20 protein-coding genes and 1 tRNA gene are annotated in these 21,575 nt (G+C 30.3%); 15 read left to right on the top strand and 6 right to left on the bottom strand.

Annotated features, from left to right (window positions below; genetic code table 11):
• Window positions 1–2: 2 nt before the first annotated feature.
• Both WG951_RS16965 and WG951_RS16960 read left to right on the top strand, forming a co-directional pair.
• Window positions 3–848: a metallophosphoesterase gene (locus tag WG951_RS16965; RefSeq protein ID WP_105048116.1), complete on the top strand. Its 846-nt coding sequence runs from the start codon at window positions 3–5 to the stop codon at window positions 846–848.
• 1 nt (window position 849) lies between these two features.
• Window positions 850–1,599, top strand: a complete 750-nt coding sequence (locus WG951_RS16960) for a LytR/AlgR family response regulator transcription factor (protein WP_105048115.1) — start codon at window positions 850–852, stop codon at window positions 1,597–1,599.
• A gap of 319 nt (window positions 1,600–1,918) precedes the next feature.
• Here the strand turns inward: WG951_RS16960 and WG951_RS16955 are convergent.
• Both WG951_RS16955 and bshB1 read right to left on the bottom strand, forming a co-directional pair.
• Window positions 1,919–1,994 (bottom strand) — tRNA-His (locus WG951_RS16955).
• A 54-nt stretch (window positions 1,995–2,048) separates the two neighbouring features.
• A complete protein-coding gene (gene bshB1, locus WG951_RS16950) occupies window positions 2,049–2,765 on the bottom strand; it encodes a bacillithiol biosynthesis deacetylase BshB1 (protein WP_105048114.1) in 717 nt (238 codons plus the stop codon).
• Window positions 2,766–3,150: 385 nt separating this feature from the next.
• On the opposite strand from bshB1, the gene pckA reads away from it, so the two are divergent.
• The gene (pckA, locus tag WG951_RS16945; RefSeq protein ID WP_105048113.1) at window positions 3,151–4,761 is read left to right on the top strand and encodes a phosphoenolpyruvate carboxykinase (ATP); all 1,611 of its coding nucleotides are present in this window, start codon (window positions 3,151–3,153) and stop codon (window positions 4,759–4,761) included.
• 37 nt (window positions 4,762–4,798) lie between these two features.
• On the opposite strand, the gene WG951_RS16940 is transcribed toward pckA, so the two are convergent.
• Entirely contained in the window at window positions 4,799–5,956 is a 1,158-nt protein-coding gene (locus WG951_RS16940; protein ID WP_105048112.1) for a trans-sulfuration enzyme family protein, read from the bottom strand.
• Window positions 5,957–6,028: 72 nt separating this feature from the next.
• Between WG951_RS16940 and WG951_RS16935 the strand changes: the two genes are divergently transcribed.
• The 4 genes from WG951_RS16935 (at window position 6,029) to WG951_RS16920 (ending at window position 9,144) form a co-directional block, all read left to right on the top strand.
• Complete coding sequence (locus WG951_RS16935) at window positions 6,029–6,727, top strand: Rossmann-like and DUF2520 domain-containing protein (protein WP_105048111.1); 699 nt, start codon at window positions 6,029–6,031, stop codon at window positions 6,725–6,727.
• 59 nt (window positions 6,728–6,786) lie between these two features.
• Window positions 6,787–7,314: a KdsC family phosphatase gene (locus tag WG951_RS16930; protein WP_105048110.1), complete on the top strand. Its 528-nt coding sequence runs from the start codon at window positions 6,787–6,789 to the stop codon at window positions 7,312–7,314.
• Window positions 7,315–7,365: 51 nt separating this feature from the next.
• Window positions 7,366–7,794 carry a DUF2147 domain-containing protein gene (locus tag WG951_RS16925; RefSeq protein ID WP_105048109.1) on the top strand — a complete coding sequence of 143 codons (429 nt, stop codon included), beginning with the start codon at window positions 7,366–7,368 and terminating at the stop codon, window positions 7,792–7,794.
• A gap of 111 nt (window positions 7,795–7,905) precedes the next feature.
• Window positions 7,906–9,144, top strand: a complete 1,239-nt coding sequence (locus WG951_RS16920) for an ATP-binding cassette domain-containing protein (RefSeq protein ID WP_105048108.1) — start codon at window positions 7,906–7,908, stop codon at window positions 9,142–9,144.
• On the opposite strand, the gene WG951_RS16915 is transcribed toward WG951_RS16920, so the two are convergent.
• On the bottom strand, window positions 9,141–9,782 hold the full coding sequence (locus WG951_RS16915; protein ID WP_105048107.1) for a protein-L-isoaspartate(D-aspartate) O-methyltransferase: 642 nt from the start codon (window positions 9,780–9,782) through the stop codon (window positions 9,141–9,143). The genes WG951_RS16920 and WG951_RS16915 overlap by 4 nt on opposite strands.
• A gap of 175 nt (window positions 9,783–9,957) precedes the next feature.
• Here WG951_RS16915 and WG951_RS16910 point away from each other — a divergent pair, with 175 nt between their 5' ends.
• The 3 genes from WG951_RS16910 (at window position 9,958) to WG951_RS16900 (ending at window position 12,654) form a co-directional block, all read left to right on the top strand.
• Window positions 9,958–10,917, top strand: a complete 960-nt coding sequence (locus tag WG951_RS16910) for a Gfo/Idh/MocA family protein (RefSeq protein ID WP_105048106.1) — start codon at window positions 9,958–9,960, stop codon at window positions 10,915–10,917.
• Window positions 10,918–11,121: 204 nt separating this feature from the next.
• Window positions 11,122–12,015 (top strand): 3-hydroxybutyryl-CoA dehydrogenase, encoded by an 894-nt coding sequence (locus WG951_RS16905; protein ID WP_105048105.1) that lies wholly within the window; start codon window positions 11,122–11,124, stop codon window positions 12,013–12,015.
• A complete protein-coding gene (locus WG951_RS16900; RefSeq protein WP_105048104.1) occupies window positions 12,016–12,654 on the top strand; it encodes an acyloxyacyl hydrolase in 639 nt (212 codons plus the stop codon).
• A gap of 49 nt (window positions 12,655–12,703) precedes the next feature.
• On the opposite strand, the gene WG951_RS16895 is transcribed toward WG951_RS16900, so the two are convergent.
• Window positions 12,704–13,177 carry a Dps family protein gene (locus tag WG951_RS16895; RefSeq protein WP_105049341.1) on the bottom strand — a complete coding sequence of 158 codons (474 nt, stop codon included), beginning with the start codon at window positions 13,175–13,177 and terminating at the stop codon, window positions 12,704–12,706.
• A gap of 104 nt (window positions 13,178–13,281) precedes the next feature.
• On the opposite strand from WG951_RS16895, the gene WG951_RS16890 reads away from it, so the two are divergent.
• Entirely contained in the window at window positions 13,282–14,223 is a 942-nt protein-coding gene (locus WG951_RS16890; protein ID WP_105048103.1) for a hydrogen peroxide-inducible genes activator, read from the top strand.
• Window positions 14,224–14,344: 121 nt separating this feature from the next.
• Here WG951_RS16890 and WG951_RS16885 read toward each other — a convergent pair whose 3' ends face one another.
• A complete protein-coding gene (locus tag WG951_RS16885) occupies window positions 14,345–15,964 on the bottom strand; it encodes an ABC-F family ATP-binding cassette domain-containing protein (RefSeq protein ID WP_105048102.1) in 1,620 nt (539 codons plus the stop codon).
• A 187-nt stretch (window positions 15,965–16,151) separates the two neighbouring features.
• Here WG951_RS16885 and WG951_RS16880 point away from each other — a divergent pair, with 187 nt between their 5' ends.
• The 4 genes from WG951_RS16880 to WG951_RS16865 all read left to right on the top strand — a co-directional run bounded on the left by WG951_RS16880 (window position 16,152) and on the right by WG951_RS16865 (window position 21,560).
• Window positions 16,152–17,543, top strand: coding sequence for a hypothetical protein (locus WG951_RS16880; protein ID WP_105048101.1), 1,392 nt, complete (start codon window positions 16,152–16,154; stop codon window positions 17,541–17,543).
• A 133-nt stretch (window positions 17,544–17,676) separates the two neighbouring features.
• Entirely contained in the window at window positions 17,677–19,488 is a 1,812-nt protein-coding gene (locus tag WG951_RS16875; protein ID WP_105048100.1) for a DEAD/DEAH box helicase, read from the top strand.
• 413 nt (window positions 19,489–19,901) lie between these two features.
• A complete protein-coding gene (locus WG951_RS16870; protein WP_105048099.1) occupies window positions 19,902–20,336 on the top strand; it encodes a hypothetical protein in 435 nt (144 codons plus the stop codon).
• Window positions 20,337–20,483: 147 nt separating this feature from the next.
• On the top strand, window positions 20,484–21,560 hold the full coding sequence (locus WG951_RS16865) for an efflux RND transporter periplasmic adaptor subunit (RefSeq protein WP_105049340.1): 1,077 nt from the start codon (window positions 20,484–20,486) through the stop codon (window positions 21,558–21,560).
• Window positions 21,561–21,575: the final 15 nt, after the last annotated feature.

The raw sequence follows: 21,575 nt of genomic DNA, 5'->3' as shown, positions 1-21,575 counted from the left end.
AAATGGAAAGACGAAAATTTATAAAAAACACTTTACTTACAGGAATAGGAGCCACTGCTATTGGAGGTCTTTACTCTTGGCAGGTAGAACCTTTTTGGTTAGAATTTGTAAACGTAAAAATGCCTATTAAAAACCTACCTAAAAACCTAATTGGCAAAACATTAATGCAAATTAGTGACATTCATGTGGGGAATAAGTTTGATTATAATTACATTATCGATTCTTTTAAAAAAGCACGTCTTTACAACCCCGATTTTGTTGTGTACACAGGAGATTTTGTTTCTTATGAAACTCCAGAACAGTTTGATCAATTAGAAAAAGTTTTTAAATATGCGGTAAACGGTAAGTTAGGAACTGCAGGCGTGTTAGGCAATCATGATTACGGTGTTAATTGGTTAGAACCAGATGTTGCCGATAGAATTTCTAACATTTTAGATAAAAAAAACATTACCATTTTAAGAAACCAAGAAGTTAGTTTTAGTGGGCTAAATATACTAGGTATTGATGATTATTGGAGTTCTAATTTTAACCCCGTAAAAATAATGAACAAATACGATGCTAAAAAAGCTAACGTAGTATTATGCCACAACCCTGATGTTTGCGATTTAAATGTTTGGAATAATTATAAAGGTTGGATTTTATCTGGACATACACATGGCGGACAAGTAAAACCTCCGTTTTTAAACCCTCCTATTCTTCCTGTAAAAAACAAAAGATACGCTGCCGGAGAATTTGATTTGTATGATGGTAGAACTTTATATATTAATAGAGCACTTGGTAATTTGTACCAAGTACGATTAAATGTGAGACCAGAAATTACATTATTTGAACTCGTTGAAGAAGTATAATATGAAAGAATTAACCGCTATTTTAGTTGATGACATGCCAGTAGCTTTAGACATGTTGGCAAATGATATTACTAATAACCATACAGAAATTAAAATTATAGGAAAAGCAACCTCTGTTGTAGAAGCTGCTAAATTGCTACGCAAACAACAACCAGATATCTTATTTTTAGATATTATGCTAGGCGATGGAACTGGATTTGATATTCTAGAGATTTTTCCTGATCTAAAATCCAAAATCATCTTTGTAACCGCAAGTGACGCTTTTGCCATAAAAGCCTTTAAGTTTGCCGCAATCGATTATATATTAAAACCCTATTCCGACGAAGATTTAGCTATTTCTATAGAAAAAGCACAAAATCAAATTCAGCCAGACAAACAACAGCTAAATGTTTTACAAGAAGCAGTAACATCTCCAAATAATAAACCGAGTAAAATTTCTTTACATACTTCAGAAAAAATAATTGTAGTAAATATTGAAGATATCATTCACTGTAAATCTGACAACAACTACACTACCTTCTTTTTTAAAGATAAATCTAAAATATTAGTTTCTAAAACACTGAAACACTATGCAGATATGTTAAAAGAAGTTGGTTTTTTAAGAGTACACCAAAGCCACTTAGTAAACACCACTTATATTAAGGAGTTTATAAAATCTGACGGTGGATACCTTGTACTTACCGACGCTTCTAACATACCTGTATCTGTTAGAAAAAGAAACGAGGTTTTAGAAGTTTTAAATTGTTTTTAACTACTTGCAAGAACTTAAAAAAATAGAAGCCTCCCTTTAACTCACTTTAACAATAGTTTTACACCACTCACCGACCAAAACAATACAATTAATCGAAATTAAAAAATTAAAGGTCATTAAAGTCATATCTTTGAAGTGTCTTAAAAGACATATACATTTATAAGTTGGGGAATTTATAAGTAATGATAAAACCATCTAAAATTAATTTTTAAGATGGTTTTTTTTATATTCTAAAATTAAAACACAATTCTGTATTAAACTCAGAAGAAAAGTTTGGGTACAAAAAAAGCTTCTTATTTCTAAGAAGCTTTGTTTTTTTGGGTGGAAGACGGGACTCGAACCCGCGACACTCGGTACCACAAACCGATACTCTAACCAACTGAGCTACAACCACCATATAATTGCGGCTGCAAATATAAAAACTTTTTCTGTTTCTAAAAAATAAAATATCAAATTAATTTACTTAAATTTTCAACAGCAACGTAACGTTCTGAAATAAAGCCTTCTGCAAAATCTACTCCAATCAGTCTTCCTAAATCTTTTGCTCTATAATCTACACTGTCTGTAAAATTCTTACTCGTAATAGGTGTTTCTGGCTCATTACTGGTTGGATCATAGAACTGAGAAGTGTATGCTAATACAGATTTCTTTTTAAGATCCATAAAACCGGTAACATCAATTACAAAATCTGGTTCTAAATTTTTCCATTGTATATAATGATATACCAACTTTGGTCGCCACTTTTCTTGCAACTCCCCTTCTATTGTTGTTTCAATCTTTAACAACCCACTTAAAAAACACGCATCAGAAACCAAACGGCTTCCTTTTGGATGATCTATATGACGATCATCAACAGCATTACACAACACAATTTCTGGTTGGTACTTTCGTATCATTTTAATAACTTCTAATTGATGTTCTTTATCGTTTACAAAAAAACCATCAGAAAAACGAAGGTTTTCACGCACAGAAACCCCTAAAATTTTAGCAGAATTAGCGGCTTCAATATCTCGTAAATCAGCAGATCCTCTAGTCCCCAATTCTCCTCTTGTAAGATCTACGATTCCTACCTTTTTTCCCAAAGAAATTTCCTTTGCAATTGTTGCTCCACAACCCAATTCCACATCATCTGGATGGGCTCCAAAAGCCAAAATATCTAGTTTCATATATAATGTACTTATTTAAGATATATTAATGTTTTATCAGTTTTTATTATAAAAACCAATCTAATGTCCTTAAAATAGACAACAAATTCATCATTTTATTAATTATTCTACAATAAAACAAGAAAATGAATCATCAAAAATAATCATTTTTTAAAGAAACGTAATAAGAAATTATTTCTATTACGTTTTCGTATTTAATTTTATATAATATTGACTTCTTTTTGTTAGGATTATCATAAAAATTAACTGTATGGTACCGGTATGATATATGTCATAAAACAAACTTTATAATGTGAGTAATTTTACAATATCAAAAAACAATAATATAAAAGCCAATCAGATGGCAATTGTAATAAACATTAATTAATAACTATAAAATTAAATTATGGCAACCAACAGAAACATGGAAACTTACGGATTAAAAAACGTAACAGTAAATTGGAACTTACCTACTGAAGAACTTCAAAAAATTACTATTGAAAAAGGTATGGGTAGAGAAACCAAAAATGGAACTTTAGCTGTAAACACTGGTAAATTTACAGGTAGATCTCCTCAAGATAGATTTATAGTAAAAGATGATTATACAGCAGACAAAGTTTGGTGGGGAAAAACCAACAAACCTGTTTCTCAAGAAAATTTCGATAAATTAAAAAAGAACGTTACAGATTATTTATCTAATAAAGAAATATACGCTAAAGATGGTTATGTATGTGCAGACCCAACTTACAGAACAAATATTAGAACCGTAGCAGAATACCCATGGTCTATTTCTTTTGTTTACAATATGTTCTTAAGACCTTCTGACGAAGAGTTAGCTAACTTTGATGAAGACTGGTTAGTATTATGTGCTCCTGGTTATATTTGTGATGACCCAAAAGCATACGGAATCCGTCAAGGAAATTTCTCTATCATTAACTTTACAGATAAAATTGCTTTAATTGGTGGTTCTGGTTATACAGGAGAAATTAAAAAAGGTATATTTTCTGCATTAAATTTAATTTTACCAGTAGAAAAAGATGTTTTACCAATGCACTGTTCTGCAAATGTTGGTGAAGATGGAGATACAGCAATTTTCTTCGGATTATCTGGAACAGGAAAAACAACTTTATCTGCAGACCCTTCAAGAAAATTAATTGGTGATGATGAACATGGTTGGACTAAAGAAAACAATATCTTTAATTTTGAAGGTGGTTGTTATGCTAAAGTTATCGACTTATCAGAAGAAAAAGAACCAGATATTTTTAGAGCTATTAAGCCAGGTGCTTTATTAGAAAATGTAGTATTTAAAGAAGATGGAGAAGTAGATTACATGGATGGTTCTATTACACAAAACACACGTGTAAGTTACCCAATTTATAACATCGATAATATTGCAGTACCATCATACGCAAACAACCCTAAAAACATTTTCTTTTTAACTGCAGATGCTTTTGGTGTTTTGCCTCCAGTTTCTAAATTAACTCCTGGACAAGCTGCATACCACTTTATCTCTGGTTATACTGCAAAAGTAGCAGGAACAGAAGCAGGAATTACAGAGCCTGTACCATCTTTCTCTGCTTGTTTTGGTGAACCTTTTATGCCATTACACCCAACAAAATATGCTGAAATGTTAAGTACAAAAATGACTGAAGCAGGTGTAAATGTTTGGTTGATTAACACAGGTTGGTCTGGAGGTCCTTACGGAACTGGTTCTCGTATAAAATTAAAATATACAAGAGCAATGATTGGAGAAATCTTAAAAGGAAGTTTAGATAATATCGAATTTGAACAACACCCTATTTTCGGATTATTTATGCCAAAATATTGTCCTAATGTTCCTACAGAAATGTTAAACCCAATGAATACTTGGGTAAACAAAAGTGCATACATTAGTAAAGCAATTCACTTAGCACATTTCTTCCACTTAAACTTCGAAAAATTTGCTAACGAAGCATCAGAACACATTATTGAAGGTGGTCCATTAATTGACGAACACCACCAATTAGATCACATGTAGAATTTTTATAATTTTTACTATATAAAAGCAAAGAGTTTTAACTCTTTGCTTTTTTTATTGCTTGTAAAATATCTTTAATTAAATCTTCTGCTTCTTCTATACCTACAGAAAAACGAATTAAACCATCTTTAATTCCTCTTGCCAAACGTTCTTCTTCACTTAATAAAGCGTGTGTTGTTTGTACCGGACTTACAGTTGTACTTTCTAAACCAGCTAAACTCATAGAAGGTTTTATCAATTGTAAATAATTTTGAAATTTCATAGCATCAATTCCTTCTGATAACTCAAAAGACATCATTGCTCCAAAACCTTTCATTTGTTTTTTTGCCAATTCATATTGCGGATGACTTTTTAATCCTGGATAATAAACCCTATCAATATCTGCGTTATTTTCTAAAAACTCAGCCATTTTTTGTGCATTTTTAGTTTGCTCTTTTACACGTAAATTCAGTGTTTTTAAACTTCTTTCTAACAACCAAACCGTTTGATCACTTAAATTACCACCAAAATTGATAGCTGTTTTCCAAATTTTCTCAATATGTTCTGTGGTTGCTGCAATGGCACCGGCAGAAATATCAGAATGACCACCCATATATTTAGTAGCAGAATGCAACATAATATCAATTCCAAAATCTATAGGATTTTGATTAATAGGTGATGCAAACGTATTATCTATCATTGTTAAAATACCGTTTTCTTTTGCCAAAGCAGCAATTGCTTTCATATCTGTAATACCTAATAACGGATTAGAAGGCGTCTCTATATATAAAACTTTGGTGTTTGCCTTAATCAATGGTTTAAAGTCTTCTACTTTATCAGATTCTGTAAAAGAATATTCTATTCCAAATTTATCAAATTCTGAAACGATAAAATTATAAGTACCTCCATAAATTACTTGCTGAATCACCACATGATCTCCTTTTTTTAAAAAGGCAAATAATGCTGCGGATATAGCTGCCATTCCAGAACCAAAAATTAAAGCATCTTCTGTTTTTTCTAAAGCAGCAATCTTTTTGTGCAACATTTCTTGATTTGGTGTGTTAAAATAACGTGGATAACGTTTTACATCAACCCCATCAAAAGCATAAGAAGTAGCAGTATAAATAGGCGAAACAGCTCCTTTAAATTGCTCATCCTTAACTTCGCCAACATGTACACAAGTAGTGTTTATTCCAAATTTATTTGATTCTTTCATTTCTATCGTTTTATGATGGCTAATTTAATAATTCCTTGTGCAATCCACTAAAAAAATCAATATCTTCGTTTTATGATATCTGTACTACTTGTTGGAAAAGGAAATGTTGCTACACATTTACACACTGCTTTCTTAAAGACTGATGCTATTGCAGTTACGCAAATTAGTTCTAGAGAATTAAAAAACATCCCAAAAGCAGACCTTACAATTATTGCCGTTTCTGATGATGCTATTGCAGAAGTTTCATCAAAAATAAACAACAAATTTGTGGTACACACCTCCGGTGGATGCTCTATTAACGAATTAAAAAACCAAACTAGAAAAGGTGTTTTTTACATGCTACAAACTTTTTCTAAAGGAAAAGAAGTTAATTTTAACGAGATTCCTTTTTGTTTAGAAGCTACCAATAAAAAAGACCAAAAATTACTTGATAAAGTTGCAAAGTCTATTGGAAAAAAAAGATACGAAATAAATTCTGAACAAAGAAAAGCATTGCATGTTGCCGCAGTATTTGTAAATAACTTTACCAATCACTTTTATAAAATTGGAAATGATATTTGCACAGAGCACCATGTTCCTTTCGAAATTTTACACCCCTTAATTAATGAAACTGCTAGTAAAATTGCATCTTTATCGCCAGAAAAAGCACAAACCGGACCTGCAGTTAGAAAAGACAGTAAAACAATTAAAAATCATTTAGATTTGTTAAATAAAGAGCAACAAAAAATATATAAAATTATTACAAAATCAATTCAAAATTCAATTGATTAATTTTTTTTAAACAAATAAAATACTTCTAAAATAGTCTAGAAGTTTTACAAAATATAAATATGGAAATTAGTTACAAGCAATTATTACCCAAAATAAACACCTTAATTTTTGATGTAGATGGAGTACTTACCAACGGAATGGTTACCATTATGCCTGACGGAGAATTGGTAAGACACATGAATATTAAAGATGGTTATGCATTAAAAACTGCCGTAGATAAAGGCTTAAATGTCTGTATAATTTCTGGAGGAAAAAACGAAGGCGTAAGAACTCGTTTAGCTAATTTAGGAATTAAAGATATTTATTTAGGTGCTCACGATAAAATTAAACAATACAACGAGTTAGTAGAGAAATACAATTTACAACCAGAAAATGTGTTGTATATGGGAGATGACATTCCAGATTACCCTGTTATGGAATTGGTAGGAATGCCTTGTTGCCCAAATGATGCTGCTCCAGAAATACAAGGAGTTTCTAAATATATTTCTTACAAAAAAGGTGGAGAAGGATGTGTTAGAGATGTTATAGAACAAATTTTAAGAGTACAAGGAAAATGGGAAAACAACTTTAGTGCAAAATATGATTAACCTTTTTTGGAACAATTATTGAATAACAGAACATAAATACAATTTAAACAAATGAAAAAATCAATTTTTACTTTAGTAGTATTAATGCTTGCAGTAACAGTAAATGCACAATCAATTTTAGGGAATTGGAAAACAGTTGATGATGAAACTGGTGAAACGAAATCGATCGTGAACCTTTATGAAGAAAACGGTAAAGTTTATGGTAAAGTTGTAAAAGTATTTAACAAAGACCGACAAGATGCTGTTTGTGATAAATGTGAAGGAGCTAAAAAAGATAAACTTATCTTAGGCATGACCATTATTGAAGGCTTAAAAAAGAAAGGTGATGAATATAAAGGAGGTACAATTTTAGACCCTCAAAAAGGAAAAGAATACGACTGTAAAATTTGGTTAGAAGAAGACAACGCTAACAAATTAAACGTGAGAGGTTATATTGCCTTTTTTTATCGTACCCAAAACTGGTACCGTGTAGTTGAATAGTTCTTTACAATTCGCATAAATATAAAACCCAGTAAAAGTACTTGGTGGTATTGATATTATTTTATTTAGAAAAATAGCTTTCTATAAAAAAGCTAAATAAATTAAAAAAACATGGAGCAAATCCATTTTACAATTGAAAATACACAACTTTCTGCTAACAGTAAATTAGTAGAAAACATCTTAAAAGGCCTAGATTTTTTACCTTATTTACAAGATAAAAAAGGCCTTTTATTTTCTAACACTGTTTTAGATAGCTTTATAGAAAAAGAAGCCAAACACAATGTACAAACCTTAACAACTAAAGAAAACAGAAGCATTAGAACCTTATCTAGTGGAGAACAAAAAAAAGCTTTACTCAATTACTTACTTCAACAAAAACCCGATTTTTTAATATTAGACAGTCCTTTTGAAAGTTTAGATACTCAAGCAGTTTCTAATTTAAAAACACACCTAATCACGCTATCTTCGGATATTATTTTTATTCAAATTTTCAATCGAAAAGATGAAATTTTACCGATAATTACACACGTTTTAGAAATCGAAAACGACAAAATTACAGAAAGCATCCCTTTAGATACCTATCAATTTAAAGAAATTGATTTTAGTTTTAAAGGAGAGGTACCAAAACCAATCACTTTTTACAAAGACATACCAGAACAGTTAATATCATTACAAGATGTAAATGTTTCTTATGATGATCGTTCTATTTTAAATAACATCAATTGGACTATCCATAAAAACGAATTTTGGCATTTAATAGGTCCAAATGGTTCTGGTAAAACCACTATTTTATCCATGATTTACGGAAATAACGTAAAAGCATTTAGGCAAGAAGTCTATTTATTTGGTAAGAAAAAAGGATCTGGTGAAAGTGTTTGGGAAATAAAAGAAAAAATAGGCTACTTTAGTCCGGCAATATTAGAGTTATTTAAAAGAAGAATTACGGTAGCTCACATGGTGTTATCTGGTTTTTTTGATAGTGTTGGCTTATACGAAACGCCGTCTACCTTACAAATTAAGGTAGCTAATGAGTGGTTACAATTATTAAACTTAGAAAGTAAAAAAAACACCCCATTTAATAACTTAACAACAGCAGAACAAAGATTGGTTTTAATTGCAAGGTCTATGATAAAACATCCGCCTTTGTTAATTTTAGACGAACCGCTTATTAATTTAGACAACCAAGGAACCTCAATTATTGTTAGTTTAATTAATAAAATTGTAGCAGAAAGTGATACTACCATTTTATTTGTATCTCACAGACCTGTTAAAGATTTACATCCTAACTTTATATTTGAGCTGACACCTACTAAAAAGGGTTCTATAGGTAATGTAAAAACAGCTGATTAATTTTTCTCTTCTAGCATGGGTACAAAAGCAAAATCACCTAATTCGTGTTTTTCAAAGGCTGTAGCAGAATTACGAATAAACAAAGTCATTATTTGTGTTTTATCTCCAACAGGAATTAACAACCTACCTCCTATTTTTAATTGAGATAATAATGGTTTTGGTACATAAGGCGCACCTGCAGTTACTATAATTTTATCGAAAGGAGCTTGTTCTTTTAAACCGATATAACCATCTCCAAAAATAAATCTTTTAGGATTGTAACCTAATTTAGGTAAAAAACGAGAGGTTTTTCTATACAACTCTCTTTGTCTTTCTATAGAATACACTTCAGCCTTTAGTTCTAACAAGACAGCGGTCTGATACCCAGAACCTGTACCAATTTCTAATACTTTATCACCAGGTTTTAACTCTAACGTTTGAGATTGAAAAGCAACCGTGTAAGGCATAGAAATAGTTTGATCTGCCGCTATAGGAAAAGCTTTGTCTTGATAAGCATGAGACTCAAAACTACTATCAATAAATAGATGGCGTGGAATTGCACGCACTGCGTTTAATACATTTTCATCAATAATACCTTTTGCTTTTAATACGTTAGCAAGTTGGTTTCTAAGTCCTTGGTGTTTAGAAGTGTCTCTCAATTTTTATAAATTTCTGGAGTCTAAAAATAGTAATTAATCCATATAAATAGGCATAAAATTGTATCTTTGTTTTTGGCTTTTTATTTTGCCTTAAAATATTAAATATCGGTTCGAGCGCAGTCGACCACTCATATATACCTCTCGACTGCGCTCGAGAAGACAATAAAACTATCTTATGCTTAAAGTTGGAGTATTAGGTGCTGGACACTTAGGAAAAATTCATTTACGATTATTACAACAATCAGATAAATATAACTTAGTAGGTTTTTATGACCCTTCTAAAGAAAACGCAAAAAATGTAACCGAAGAATTTGGCTATACTTCTTTTGATTCTATAGAATCGTTAATAGATGCTGTAGAAGTTGTAGATATTGTAACTCCTACTTTATCACATTTTGATTGTGCTAAATTAGCGATAGAAAAAGGACGTCATATTTTTGTAGAAAAACCAATTACAAAAACAGTTTTAGAGGCAGAAGCTATAAAAACGTTGGCGAGTCAATTTCATGTTTTAGGACAAGTTGGTCATGTAGAGCGTTTTAATCCAGCATTTACCGCTGTAAAAGATAAGATTGAAAACCCAATGTTTATAGAATGCCATAGATTGGCAGAATTTAACCCAAGAGGAACCGATGTGCCTGTTGTATTAGATTTAATGATTCATGATATTGATATTATTCTTTCTGTAGTAAAATCTACCGTAAAAAATGTACATGCAAGTGGAGTTTCAGTTATTTCTGACACACCAGATATTGCCAACGCAAGAATTGAGTTTGAAAACGGTTGTGTTGCCAATTTAACTGCAAGTAGAATTTCTATGAAAAACATGCGTAAATCTCGTTTTTTTCAGAAGGATGCCTATATTTCTGTTAACTTTTTAAGTAAAGAATCTGAGGTGGTTAGAATGAAAGATGTACCTGAAAATCCTGATGAATTTGCAATGGTTTTACAAAATGCTGAAGGCGTTAAAAAACAAATTTATTTTGAAAATCCGGAAGTAGCAAACAACAATGCTATTTTAGATGAATTAGAAACTTTTGCAGATGCTATTAATAATAACACGTCTCCGATTGTAAGTTTAAGACAAGGAACAGAAGCTTTAAAAGTTGCTCAGATGATTATTGATTGTTTTTAAATAAAAACAACAAAGTATGATAACAACAAGCTTGTAAACACTCTAAATTTATCTTTTAAATATTGAGGCTTGCAAGTAATTGCGTTAAGGATAGAGCGGTCTGTTTGAGCTCTTTTTAAATTTTTATATAAAAAATTTAAAAAAGCGAGTAGCGAAAGCCTGTTTAAACGCCAAAAAAAAACAACTTTTTAAATAATTTTTATGATGAAAAACATTGCTGTTATTGGAGCCGGAACCATGGGAAATGGAATTGCTCATACATTTGCACAATTTAATTATAAAGTGAGTTTAATTGATATTTCTGAAGCTTCTTTAGAAAAAGGAATGGCAACCATTGCTAAGAATTTAGACCGAATGGTGGCTAAAGAAAAAATTTCTGAAGCAGACAAAACGCAAACTTTACAAAATATTAGCACTTTTACTACTATTAAAGAAGGAGTTGAAAATGCCGATTTAGTGGTAGAAGCAGCTACTGAAAACGCTGTTTTAAAATCCAAAATTTTTAAAGAATTAGATGATGTTTGTGCCACTAACACCATTTTAGCAACCAACACTTCGTCTATTTCTATTACGCAAATTGCTGCCGCAACCAACAGACCCGATAAGGTAATTGGAATGCATTTTATGAACCCTGTACCAATTATGAAATTGGTAGAAATTATTAGAGGTTACAACACGTCTGATGAAGTGATGGAAACCATTGCTGAACTTTCTAAAAAAGTAGGTAAAATTCCGGTAGAAGTAAATGATTATCCTGGTTTTGTGGCAAATAGAATTTTAATGCCAATGATTAACGAATCTATAGAAACTTTGTATAATAAGGTTGCTGGTGTAGAAGAAATTGATACGGTAATGAAGTTAGGAATGGCACACCCAATGGGCCCTTTACAGTTGGCAGATTTTATTGGTTTAGATGTTTGTTTGTCTATTATGAATGTGCTATACGATGGCTTTAAAAACCCTAAATATGCACCTTGCCCATTATTAGTAAACATGGTTATGGCAGGTAAATTAGGTATAAAATCTGGCGAAGGTTTTTATGATTATTCAGAGAGTAGAAAGGCAGAGAAAGTAGCCAAAATGTTTTCTTTGTCTTAGATGAAAAAACACTTTTTTATTTTATTGTTTTTTATTGTTTTTTCTGTATTTAGTCAGGAAAAAAAAGTAGGAATTTGGCATCCAACTAAAGTTGGATTTCTTTACAACAAAGCACAAGACAATAATTTTTTATTTGATGATAAAGATTATTCTTATACTACAGAAACTTTTAAAGCACAACTCTTTTACGATTTAGGAAGTTGGAAAAAATTAAATTTTGAAATAAGTGTTCAACCTCAAATTCAGACTTTAAAACATCAGTTAATAAACGAGCAATTTGTATTGCCTTCCGAAGAAAATTACCAAGATAAAAGAACTGAATTTACAACTCCCAAAACCATGCATTTGTATGCTTTTGAATTAGGTTTTATTCTAAAAAAGAAACTTTTAAAAAAGTTAGATTTACAAGCAAAAATAGGACTAGGTGTTGCCACAATTAACACAAGAACTGAGCGTTTGGCTAAAGGTTTTACGTTTATAGAAAACGGTTCTTTAGGATTCTCTTACAAAACAACCAATACAACATTTTTATATATAGGAACTAACATAGGACATGTTTCTAACTTTGATACGCAAGACCCAAATAACGGGTATAATATTCTTGGGTATGAAATTGGTTTTTCATATTTGTTAAAATAAAAAAGGAACTCATAATGAGTTCCTTTTTTTTTGTAATAACATTAGTTAATTATTTACCTAACCAAGAATTTAACATCCAAATTGTTTTTTCTTGTTCTGCAATAAAGTCACTCATCATAGAGTTTGTACCTTCATCACCTGCTTTGTCTGATAAATCTAAAATTAAACGCTCGTTTTTTAATAATTCTGATAGTGAATTTACTACCAACTCTACACCCTCTACATCATTAGAAATATCTTTACCTACTGCCACAGAAGAGTTTTCTAAATAATCGGAAAATGTATGTAATGGTTTTCCTTGTAAGGTTAAAATACGTTCTGCTATTTCATCTATTTTAACTTGTGAATCTGTATAAAACTCTTCGAATTTTACGTGTAATTCAAAAAAGTTTTTCCCTTTTATGTTCCAGTGCAAACCTCTTAAACTTTGATAATAGATTTGAAAATTTGATAACAATCCGTTTAGTTCTGTAACTAAATTAGCTGTTTCTTTTTTGTCTAATCCTAATATTGTTTTGCTCATTTTGTTGTTATTTTTTAATAACATAAATTTACGAGAAATTTAAGAGGAAATACTATAATTTTAATTGATAGTTTTAATATCTTTATCAAAAAATTTTATCTAAAATGACCATTACACAATTAAAATACGTTTTATCCGTTGCAGAGTATCAAAATTTTACCGTAGCTGCAGAGCATAGCTTTGTAACACAACCTACTTTGAGTATGCAAATTCAAAAATTGGAAGACGAATTAGGTGTTAAAATATTTAATCGTTCTAAAAAACCTATCGAATTAACTGAAGTAGGAAAAAAAATAGTTGAACAAGCTAAAGTTATAGTTGATGAAAGTAATAGAATTTTAGATATTGTACATCAACAAAAAGGATATATAGGTGGTGAATTTAAATTAGGAATTATTCCTACAATTATGCCTACTTTATTACCTATGTTTTTGCAAAACTTTACTAAAAAATATCCGAAAGTAAAATTAATTATAGAAGAGTTAACTACCGAAGAAATTATAAGAAAGTTAACAGACGGACATATAGATGCAGGACTTGCTGCAACACCATTAGAAAACGAAGCTATTAAAGAAAGACCGTTATACTACGAACCATTTGTTGGTTTGGTACCTCAAAACCATAGATTGTATAAAAACAAAAACATTACTGCAGATGAGTTAGAAATGGAAGATATTTTACTTTTAGAAGACGGTCATTGTTTTAAAGATAGTGTCCTTAATTTATGCAGAAATCATAAAATTGATAATAAAAAACGATTTCAGTTAGAAAGCGGAAGTTTTGATACTTTAATTAAACTATCTAAAGAAGGTTTAGGAATGACATTACTACCTTACTTACATACATTAGATTTAAATGAAGTTGATAAAAGCCATTTACGCGAATTTACGAGTCCTCCACCAGCAAGAGAGGTGAGTTTAATTTATCATAAATCGCAATTAAAAATGCAAATGATTGAAGCTTTAAAGAAAACTATTGATGGTGTTGTTAGAGGTGCCATTTCTTTTTCTGATGTAAAAATTATTAGTCCTTTGCAAAAAAAATAAAACAAAATATTTTAGAGTTTAAATATCTATTTACTTAATTATTAGCTTCTGTTATTTTAAACAAAAAAAGCGAAATCTAAATTTAGATTTCGCTTTTTTTTATATAATATATCTTTATGTCTTAAGAGTACATTTTATCTCTTAATTCTTTAATTTTTGGATCAGATAAATACTCATCAAAAGTAGTATATCTATCTATTGCACCTTTTGGCGTTAACTCTATAACTCTATTGGCAACTGTTTGCGCAAACTCATGATCATGAGTGGTAAACAAAACGGTACCTTTAAAATTGATTAATGAATTATTTAATGCTTGTATAGACTCTAAATCTAAGTGATTTGTTGGCTCATCTAAAACTAAGATATTCGCTCTTTTCATCATCATTCTAGATAACATACAACGTACTTTTTCCCCTCCAGACAATACATCACTTTTCTTTAAAGCTTCTTCACCAGAAAAAATCATTTTACCTAAGAATCCTCTTAAGAAAACTTCTTCACGCTCTTCTTCTGTTTGTGCATACTGTCTTAACCAATCTACTAAATTCAATTCGCCATCTTTAAAGAAAGAAGAATTATCTAGAGGTAAATAAGACTGTGTTGTTGTAACTCCCCAATCAAAAGTACCTTCATCAGCTTTTTCATTCCCCATAACAACTTGATAAAAAGCAGTTACAGCTCTAGAGTTTCTAGAAATAATAGCAATTTTATCTCCTTTATTTAAATTGATATGAATGTCTGAAAATAACTTTTCTCCTTCAAATTCTTTTGATAAACCTTCTACATTTAAAATCTGATCTCCGGCTTCTCTATCTCTATCAAAAATAATTGCAGGATAACGTCTACTTGATGGTTTAATTTCATCTACATTTAATTTCTCGATCATCTTCTTACGAGAAGTTGCCTGTTTTGATTTAGCCATATTTGCAGAAAAACGACGAATAAATTCTTCTAATTCTTTCTTTTTCTCTTCTGCCTTTTTATTTTGTTGTGCTCTTTGTCTTGTTGCTAATTGACTAGACTCGTACCAGAAAGTATAGTTTCCAGAAAAGTGGTTAATTTTACCATAATCAATATCAGAAATATGTGTACAAACGGCATCTAAAAAGTGTCTATCATGCGATACTACAATTACACAGTTATCAAAATTTGCGATAAAGTTTTCTAACCAAGCAATGGTTTCAAAATCTAAATCGTTGGTAGGCTCATCCATTATTAGTACATCTGGATTACCAAAAAGTGCTTGTGCAATTAACACACGTACCTTTTGTTTACCATCTAAATCTTTCATTAATGTATAATGTAAATCTTCAGAAATACCTAAGTTAGATAACATGGCAGCAGCATCAGAATCTGCATTCCAACCATTCATTTCTTCAAAAATTATTTGAAGCTCACCAATTTTTTCTGCGTTTTCATCCGTATAATCCGCATATAAATCATCAATCTGCTTTTTAATTTTAAACAGCTCTTTGTTACCCATAACCACTGTCTCTAACACAGGAAACTCATCAAAAGCATAATGGTCTTGTGTTAACACAGACATTCTTTTTCCTTTTTCTAAATGCACTTGTCCCGAAGTTGGTTCTTGTACACCAGAAATTATTTTTAAGAAAGTGGATTTTCCGGCTCCGTTTGCGCCAATAATTCCATAACAATTTCCTGTTTGAAATTTTGTATTAACATCATCAAACAAAACTCGTTTTCCGAATTGAACAGATAAATTAGAAACTGATAACATACTCTATTTTTTAAATTTGTGCAAAAGTACAAATTTGATTTGTCTTTTCACCCTTGATTTCAAACGGTTTTTGAGAAATTAAAAATACTATCATAGTAATAATTTTAGACCTATTTTAACAATCAATTAACAACAATAGCTCTTATGAATACCTAACTTTGTTGCTTATTATATCCCTATAATGTATATGATTAAATATCTACTTCGTTTCATTTTATTAATTACAATTACTGGTTTTGCAAGTTGTAATTCTACTTCTAAAAATACAACAACGTATTTTGGCGGTAAAATTATAAACCCAAAATCTAATTTTATTGTTTTGTATTCTATGGATAAAGTGATAGATACACTTTATCTTGGTAAAGACAATAAATTTTTAGGAAAACTAGATAACGCCAATGAGGGTTTATACTACTTTAAACATGGTAACGAAAACCAGTATATTTATATAGAACCAAAAGATAGTTTAATGTTGCGTTTAAACACTTGGGATTTTGATGAATCTATAGTATTTGCTGGTAAAGGAGCAGAAAGAAACAATATTTTAATAGATTGTTTTTTAGAAGAAGAAAAAGACAATAAAATATTTTACAAGTTAAACCAGCTACAACCTAGTGCTTTTATTAAAAAAGCCGACTCTTTATTACTTTTAAAACAAAAAACATATAGAAATTACATAGAGCAGCACCCAGATGAAACAAAAGGTTTTAACAATGTTTTAAAAGTTGCACTTACCTACCCTATTTATGCAAGAATAGAAAGATACCCAATAGCAAACGTAAAATACAATCATAAAACAAAATTTACAGCCATAGATAAATCATTTTATAAGTACAGAGCATCTGTAAGTATTAATAATGATTCTTTAATGTATTACCCACCTTATTCTCTTTATGTGCGTAATTTCTTATATAATACTACCTATGCTTTAGGTCATAAACCAATGACAGATGAATATTCATCCGATTTTACGGTAGATTTATTAAAAACGATAGACAATAATATAAAATCAGAAGCTTCTAAAAATGCATTTCTAAAACAAACTGTAATTGGTCATTTTTATAAAAAATCTAGCTGTAACGCTAACAAAGATGCGTTTGACGCCTACTTTAAGCTAAGCACAAGTACAAAAGATAAAGACCATGTAAAACAATTACTTTTAGATAGCAAAACGTTGCACAAAGGGCAAGAACTTACAGATTTTACACTTTATGATTTTACAAACGGAAAACACACTATAAAAACGCTTACCAAAAATAAAAATACTTTTCTATTATTTTGGAATTCAGAGTATATAACGCCAATTTACATCTCTTCTAGAGTTAATTATTTATCTAGAAAGTTTCCAAACATACAATTTATTCAAATAAAAATTGATGGAAACTCACATGATAGAATACCAAAACTAGATATTAAAAATCAATATTTTATTACCGCAGATAGTGAGGCTAACTCTTTTCTAACAAGTAAAATGACAAGGTCTATCATTGTTGATAAACAAGGAGTTGTAACCAATGGTTTTGCCTCTATTTCTTCAAAAAAATTGTATTCAGAACTAAAGAAATTAAATAATCACTAATATTTTGGTTTAATCAATATATTATTTGTAAATTTGCACGATTTTTATTTTGAGTTTAACTCATTAATAATCAGGTCGAATTTTATAATCGGGTTTGCAGGTGGGCGTTCTGTGAATCCAAAAAAACACAGTAATGTCAACATTTTTAGAATTAGGTTTAAAAGAACCGATTAACAAAGCATTGACGGATTTAGGTTACGAAAAACCTACCGTTATTCAGGAAAAAGCAATTCCACAAATTATTTCATCAACAGACGATTTAAAAGCATTTGCACAAACAGGTACAGGTAAAACTGCTGCTTTTAGTTTGCCAATATTAGAGCTTTTAGATACTAGCAGTAAGAACGTACAAGCTATTATTTTATCACCAACAAGAGAACTTGCAGTTCAAATTGGTAATAACATTAAAGATTTTTGTAAATACTTACCAGATGTAAAAGTAACTACCGTTTATGGTGGTTCTAGTATGGAAGATCAAATTAGATCTTTAAAAAGAGGGTCTCAGATTGTTGTTGGAACTCCGGGTAGAACCGTAGATTTAATTAACAGAAGAGCCTTAAAATTAGGTAACGTTCAATGGTTAGTCTTAGACGAAGCGGATGAAATGTTAAATATGGGCTTTAAAGACGAGTTAGATAAAGTCTTAGAAGCGACTCCAGACACAAAACAAACCTTATTATTTTCTGCTACTTTTCCTAGAGAAGTAGAAGCAATTGCAAGAAACTACATGACCAAACCGGTAGAAATTACTTCTGGTCAAAAGAATTCTGGTTCAGAAAACGTAAGTCATGAGTATTATTCTGTTACAGAAAGAACTCGTTACCCTGCATTAAAAAGAATTGCAGATTTAAACCCTGATATTTATGCCATTATTTTTTGTAGAACTCGTAGAGAAACACAAGAAGTTGCAGACAATTTAATAAAAGATGGGTATAGTGCAGACGCTTTGCATGGAGATTTATCTCAAGCGCAAAGAGACTCTGTAATGGGTAAATTCCGTAAAAAAACAATTCAGATATTAGTAGCTACAGATGTTGCTGCTCGTGGATTGGATGTTACAGAATTAACACACGTATTAAATCATAAATTACCAGATCAAATAGAAAACTACACACACAGAAGTGGTAGAACTGGTAGAGCTGGTAATAAAGGTATTTCTATTGTTTTAGTAAATGGAAAAGAGAAAGGTAAATTACGCCAGATCGAAAAAATCATTCAAAAGAAATTTATAGAAACAAAAGTTCCTTCTGGGAAAGAAATTTGTCAGAATCAATTAATGAACTTAATTGATAAAGTGCAAAATATTGAAGTAAACGAAACTCAAATTAATGAGTTTTTACCAAGTATTTACGAAAAATTAGAAGCTTTAGACAGAGAAGAATTAATTAAAAAATTCGTTTCTTTAGAATTCAATACCATGTTAGCGTATTATGAAAACGCTAAAGATTTAAACGATTTATCTTCTAGAGACAATTCTAGAGCTAGAACGGTTAATGAAAACATGACACGTTTCTTTATCAATATTGGTAGAAAAGACAACTTAAACCCTGGTAAATTAATTGGTTTAATTAACGACCAAAATATTGGAGACAAGATAGAAATAGGCTCTATAGATATCTTAGATACTTTTTCTTTCTTTGAACTTGATAAAAATTTCGAAGACCAAACTTTAGAAGCTTTTGCTAGCAATCAACCAGATTTTGATGGACGCTCTGTAAACATAGAGATTACTAAGAAAGAACGTTCTGGTGGTGGACGAAGAGGTGGTAAAAAACCTTTTGGTAAAAAAGACGGAGGTTTTGGTAGACGTAGAAGCTCTGAAGGTTCTTCTTCTAGAGGAAGATCAGACAGACGTTCTTCTGATAGATCAGATAGAAACTCTGGCGGAGGTTCTGGAGAGAGAAGATCTTCTGGAGGTTTCGGAAGAAAACGTAGAGAAAGCTAAATAGCACAAATACTATACAAAGCCTCATCATTTAAAAATGATGAGGCTTTTTTTTTGGATTATAAAAAGATCTTGCTATTGCTCTTTTAGCTCCACTATCTATAAAAATCATTTTCTTTTACGTAAAATACCTAAAGAACATCAATGTTGATTTTTAACCATGTTAAATAAAAACTAAAGAGCGTTAATAAAGTTAATTATTCTTTAAAAAATCAGAAATTAAAAAGACGAAACAAGAAAAGATTAAAAAAATAAGCCTATTTTTTTTAGAATTACAAGAATCTATCATCACATTTAAAATTTATTATAAAAAAAATCTTAAAAAATAATAGCATTCATAAAACTAAGCCTTTAAACAACTTAGCACTTACTTTGTTTGGTTAAAATATTCCATTCCTATATTTTTGTTCCAAATGAGAAGAAAAATTCAATTTTATTTGTTTTTGGCATTGGCAGCACTTTTAGTTAGTGTTACTAATCTACATGCTCATACTACAAATAAAAATCAAAAAAACACTCATTTTAAACAACAACTCAACGTTGCAACAACCAACTACCTTGCAACAAGCAAAATAGTTAAACACCTATTTTTTAAACCTTCTACAGGTGTAAATACAGATTTACATTTTTCTACAGAAGTAAATATTGAAGAATTTGAAGAAAGTGAAGAGCACGTAACTTTATACAAACAAAAGCCCTGTTTTGATCATAGTATACACACAGTTTCTCATCAATATTTTATTAAAAACAATTCTATAAAAACCCAAGAAAGAACTGTTTATCAAAATTTTAATACAAGAACTACTCATGTAGGTTTGTATGTGAAATTTGAAGTTTTTAGAATTTGATTCTTAAAAATAGACACGCATTTACTTCTGTCTATTAAAAAAAACATTTAACCATTATTATTTATTTCAGAAAAGATTTCCTTTTAATTATTGGAAGAATTTTCTGCAACCTTTTATTTACAAAACAACCATTATACTATGACACCTATGAAAAAAATTTTCATTGGCTTGTTTATCTTGTCTATATACACAAGCTGCAAACACAAACAAGAAGTACACCACGAAACTGCCAAATACTTAATAACTAGTCCTATAAAACAAGACACCATTATTACAAAAGACTATGTAAGTCAAATTCATTCTATTAAGCACATAGAAATTAGAGCTCTAGAAAGAGGATATTTAAAGCATATATCTGTAGATGAAGGGCAACATCTCAAAAAAGGACAGAAAATGTTTAACATTATGCCCAATGTTTACAAAGCAGAACTACAAAAAGCAAAAGCAGAAGCACAAGTTGCCGAAATAGAATACAAAAACACAAAACTATTAGCCGATGAAAATGTAGTTTCTAAAAATGAACTCGCCATGTCTAAAGCTAATTATGATAAAGAAAAAGCAGAAGTTTCTTTAGCCGAAACTCATTTAGGCTTTACAGATATTAGAGCTCCTTTTGATGGAATAATGGATCACTTACACGTAAGAGAAGGTAGTCTATTAGACGAAGGAGAACTACTAACCACTTTGTCTGATAATAGTAAAATGTGGGTCTACTTTAATGTGCCAGAAGCAGAATATTTAGATTATATAATTAGTACTAAAAGAGATAAAAAAGAAGAAGTATCTCTATTAATGGCCAACAATAAGTTATTTAATCAAAAAGGAATTGTAGAAACTATAGAAGGTGAGTTTAATAACGAAACCGGAAACATTGCTTTTAGAGCTACTTTTCCTAATCCTGATGGAATTTTAAGACATGGTGAAACAGGTAGTATTATAATGACCATCCCTTTTAAAGATGCCATTATTATCCCTCAAAAAGTAACCTTTGAAATTTTAAATAAAAAGTATGTCTATATCGTAGATAAAAACAATACCGTTAAACAACATGAAATTGAAATTGGAGCAGAGTTAGAAAACCTTTTTATTGTAAGTAAAGGACTTTCTAAAGATGATAAAATTTTACTGGAAGGAATTAGAAAAGTAAAAAATAACGAAACCATTGCTACGGAATTTGTAGCTCCAAATTCGGTACTATCAAACTTAGCGCTTTCTGCAGAATAAATAGAATTTAAATTT

It is taken from the genome of Polaribacter butkevichii (assembly GCF_038024105.1).
GTDB classification, from domain to species: domain Bacteria; phylum Bacteroidota; class Bacteroidia; order Flavobacteriales; family Flavobacteriaceae; genus Polaribacter; species Polaribacter butkevichii.
Note: the sequence above shows the minus strand (reverse complement) of the source record. Positions and strands in the feature narration are given on the sequence as shown.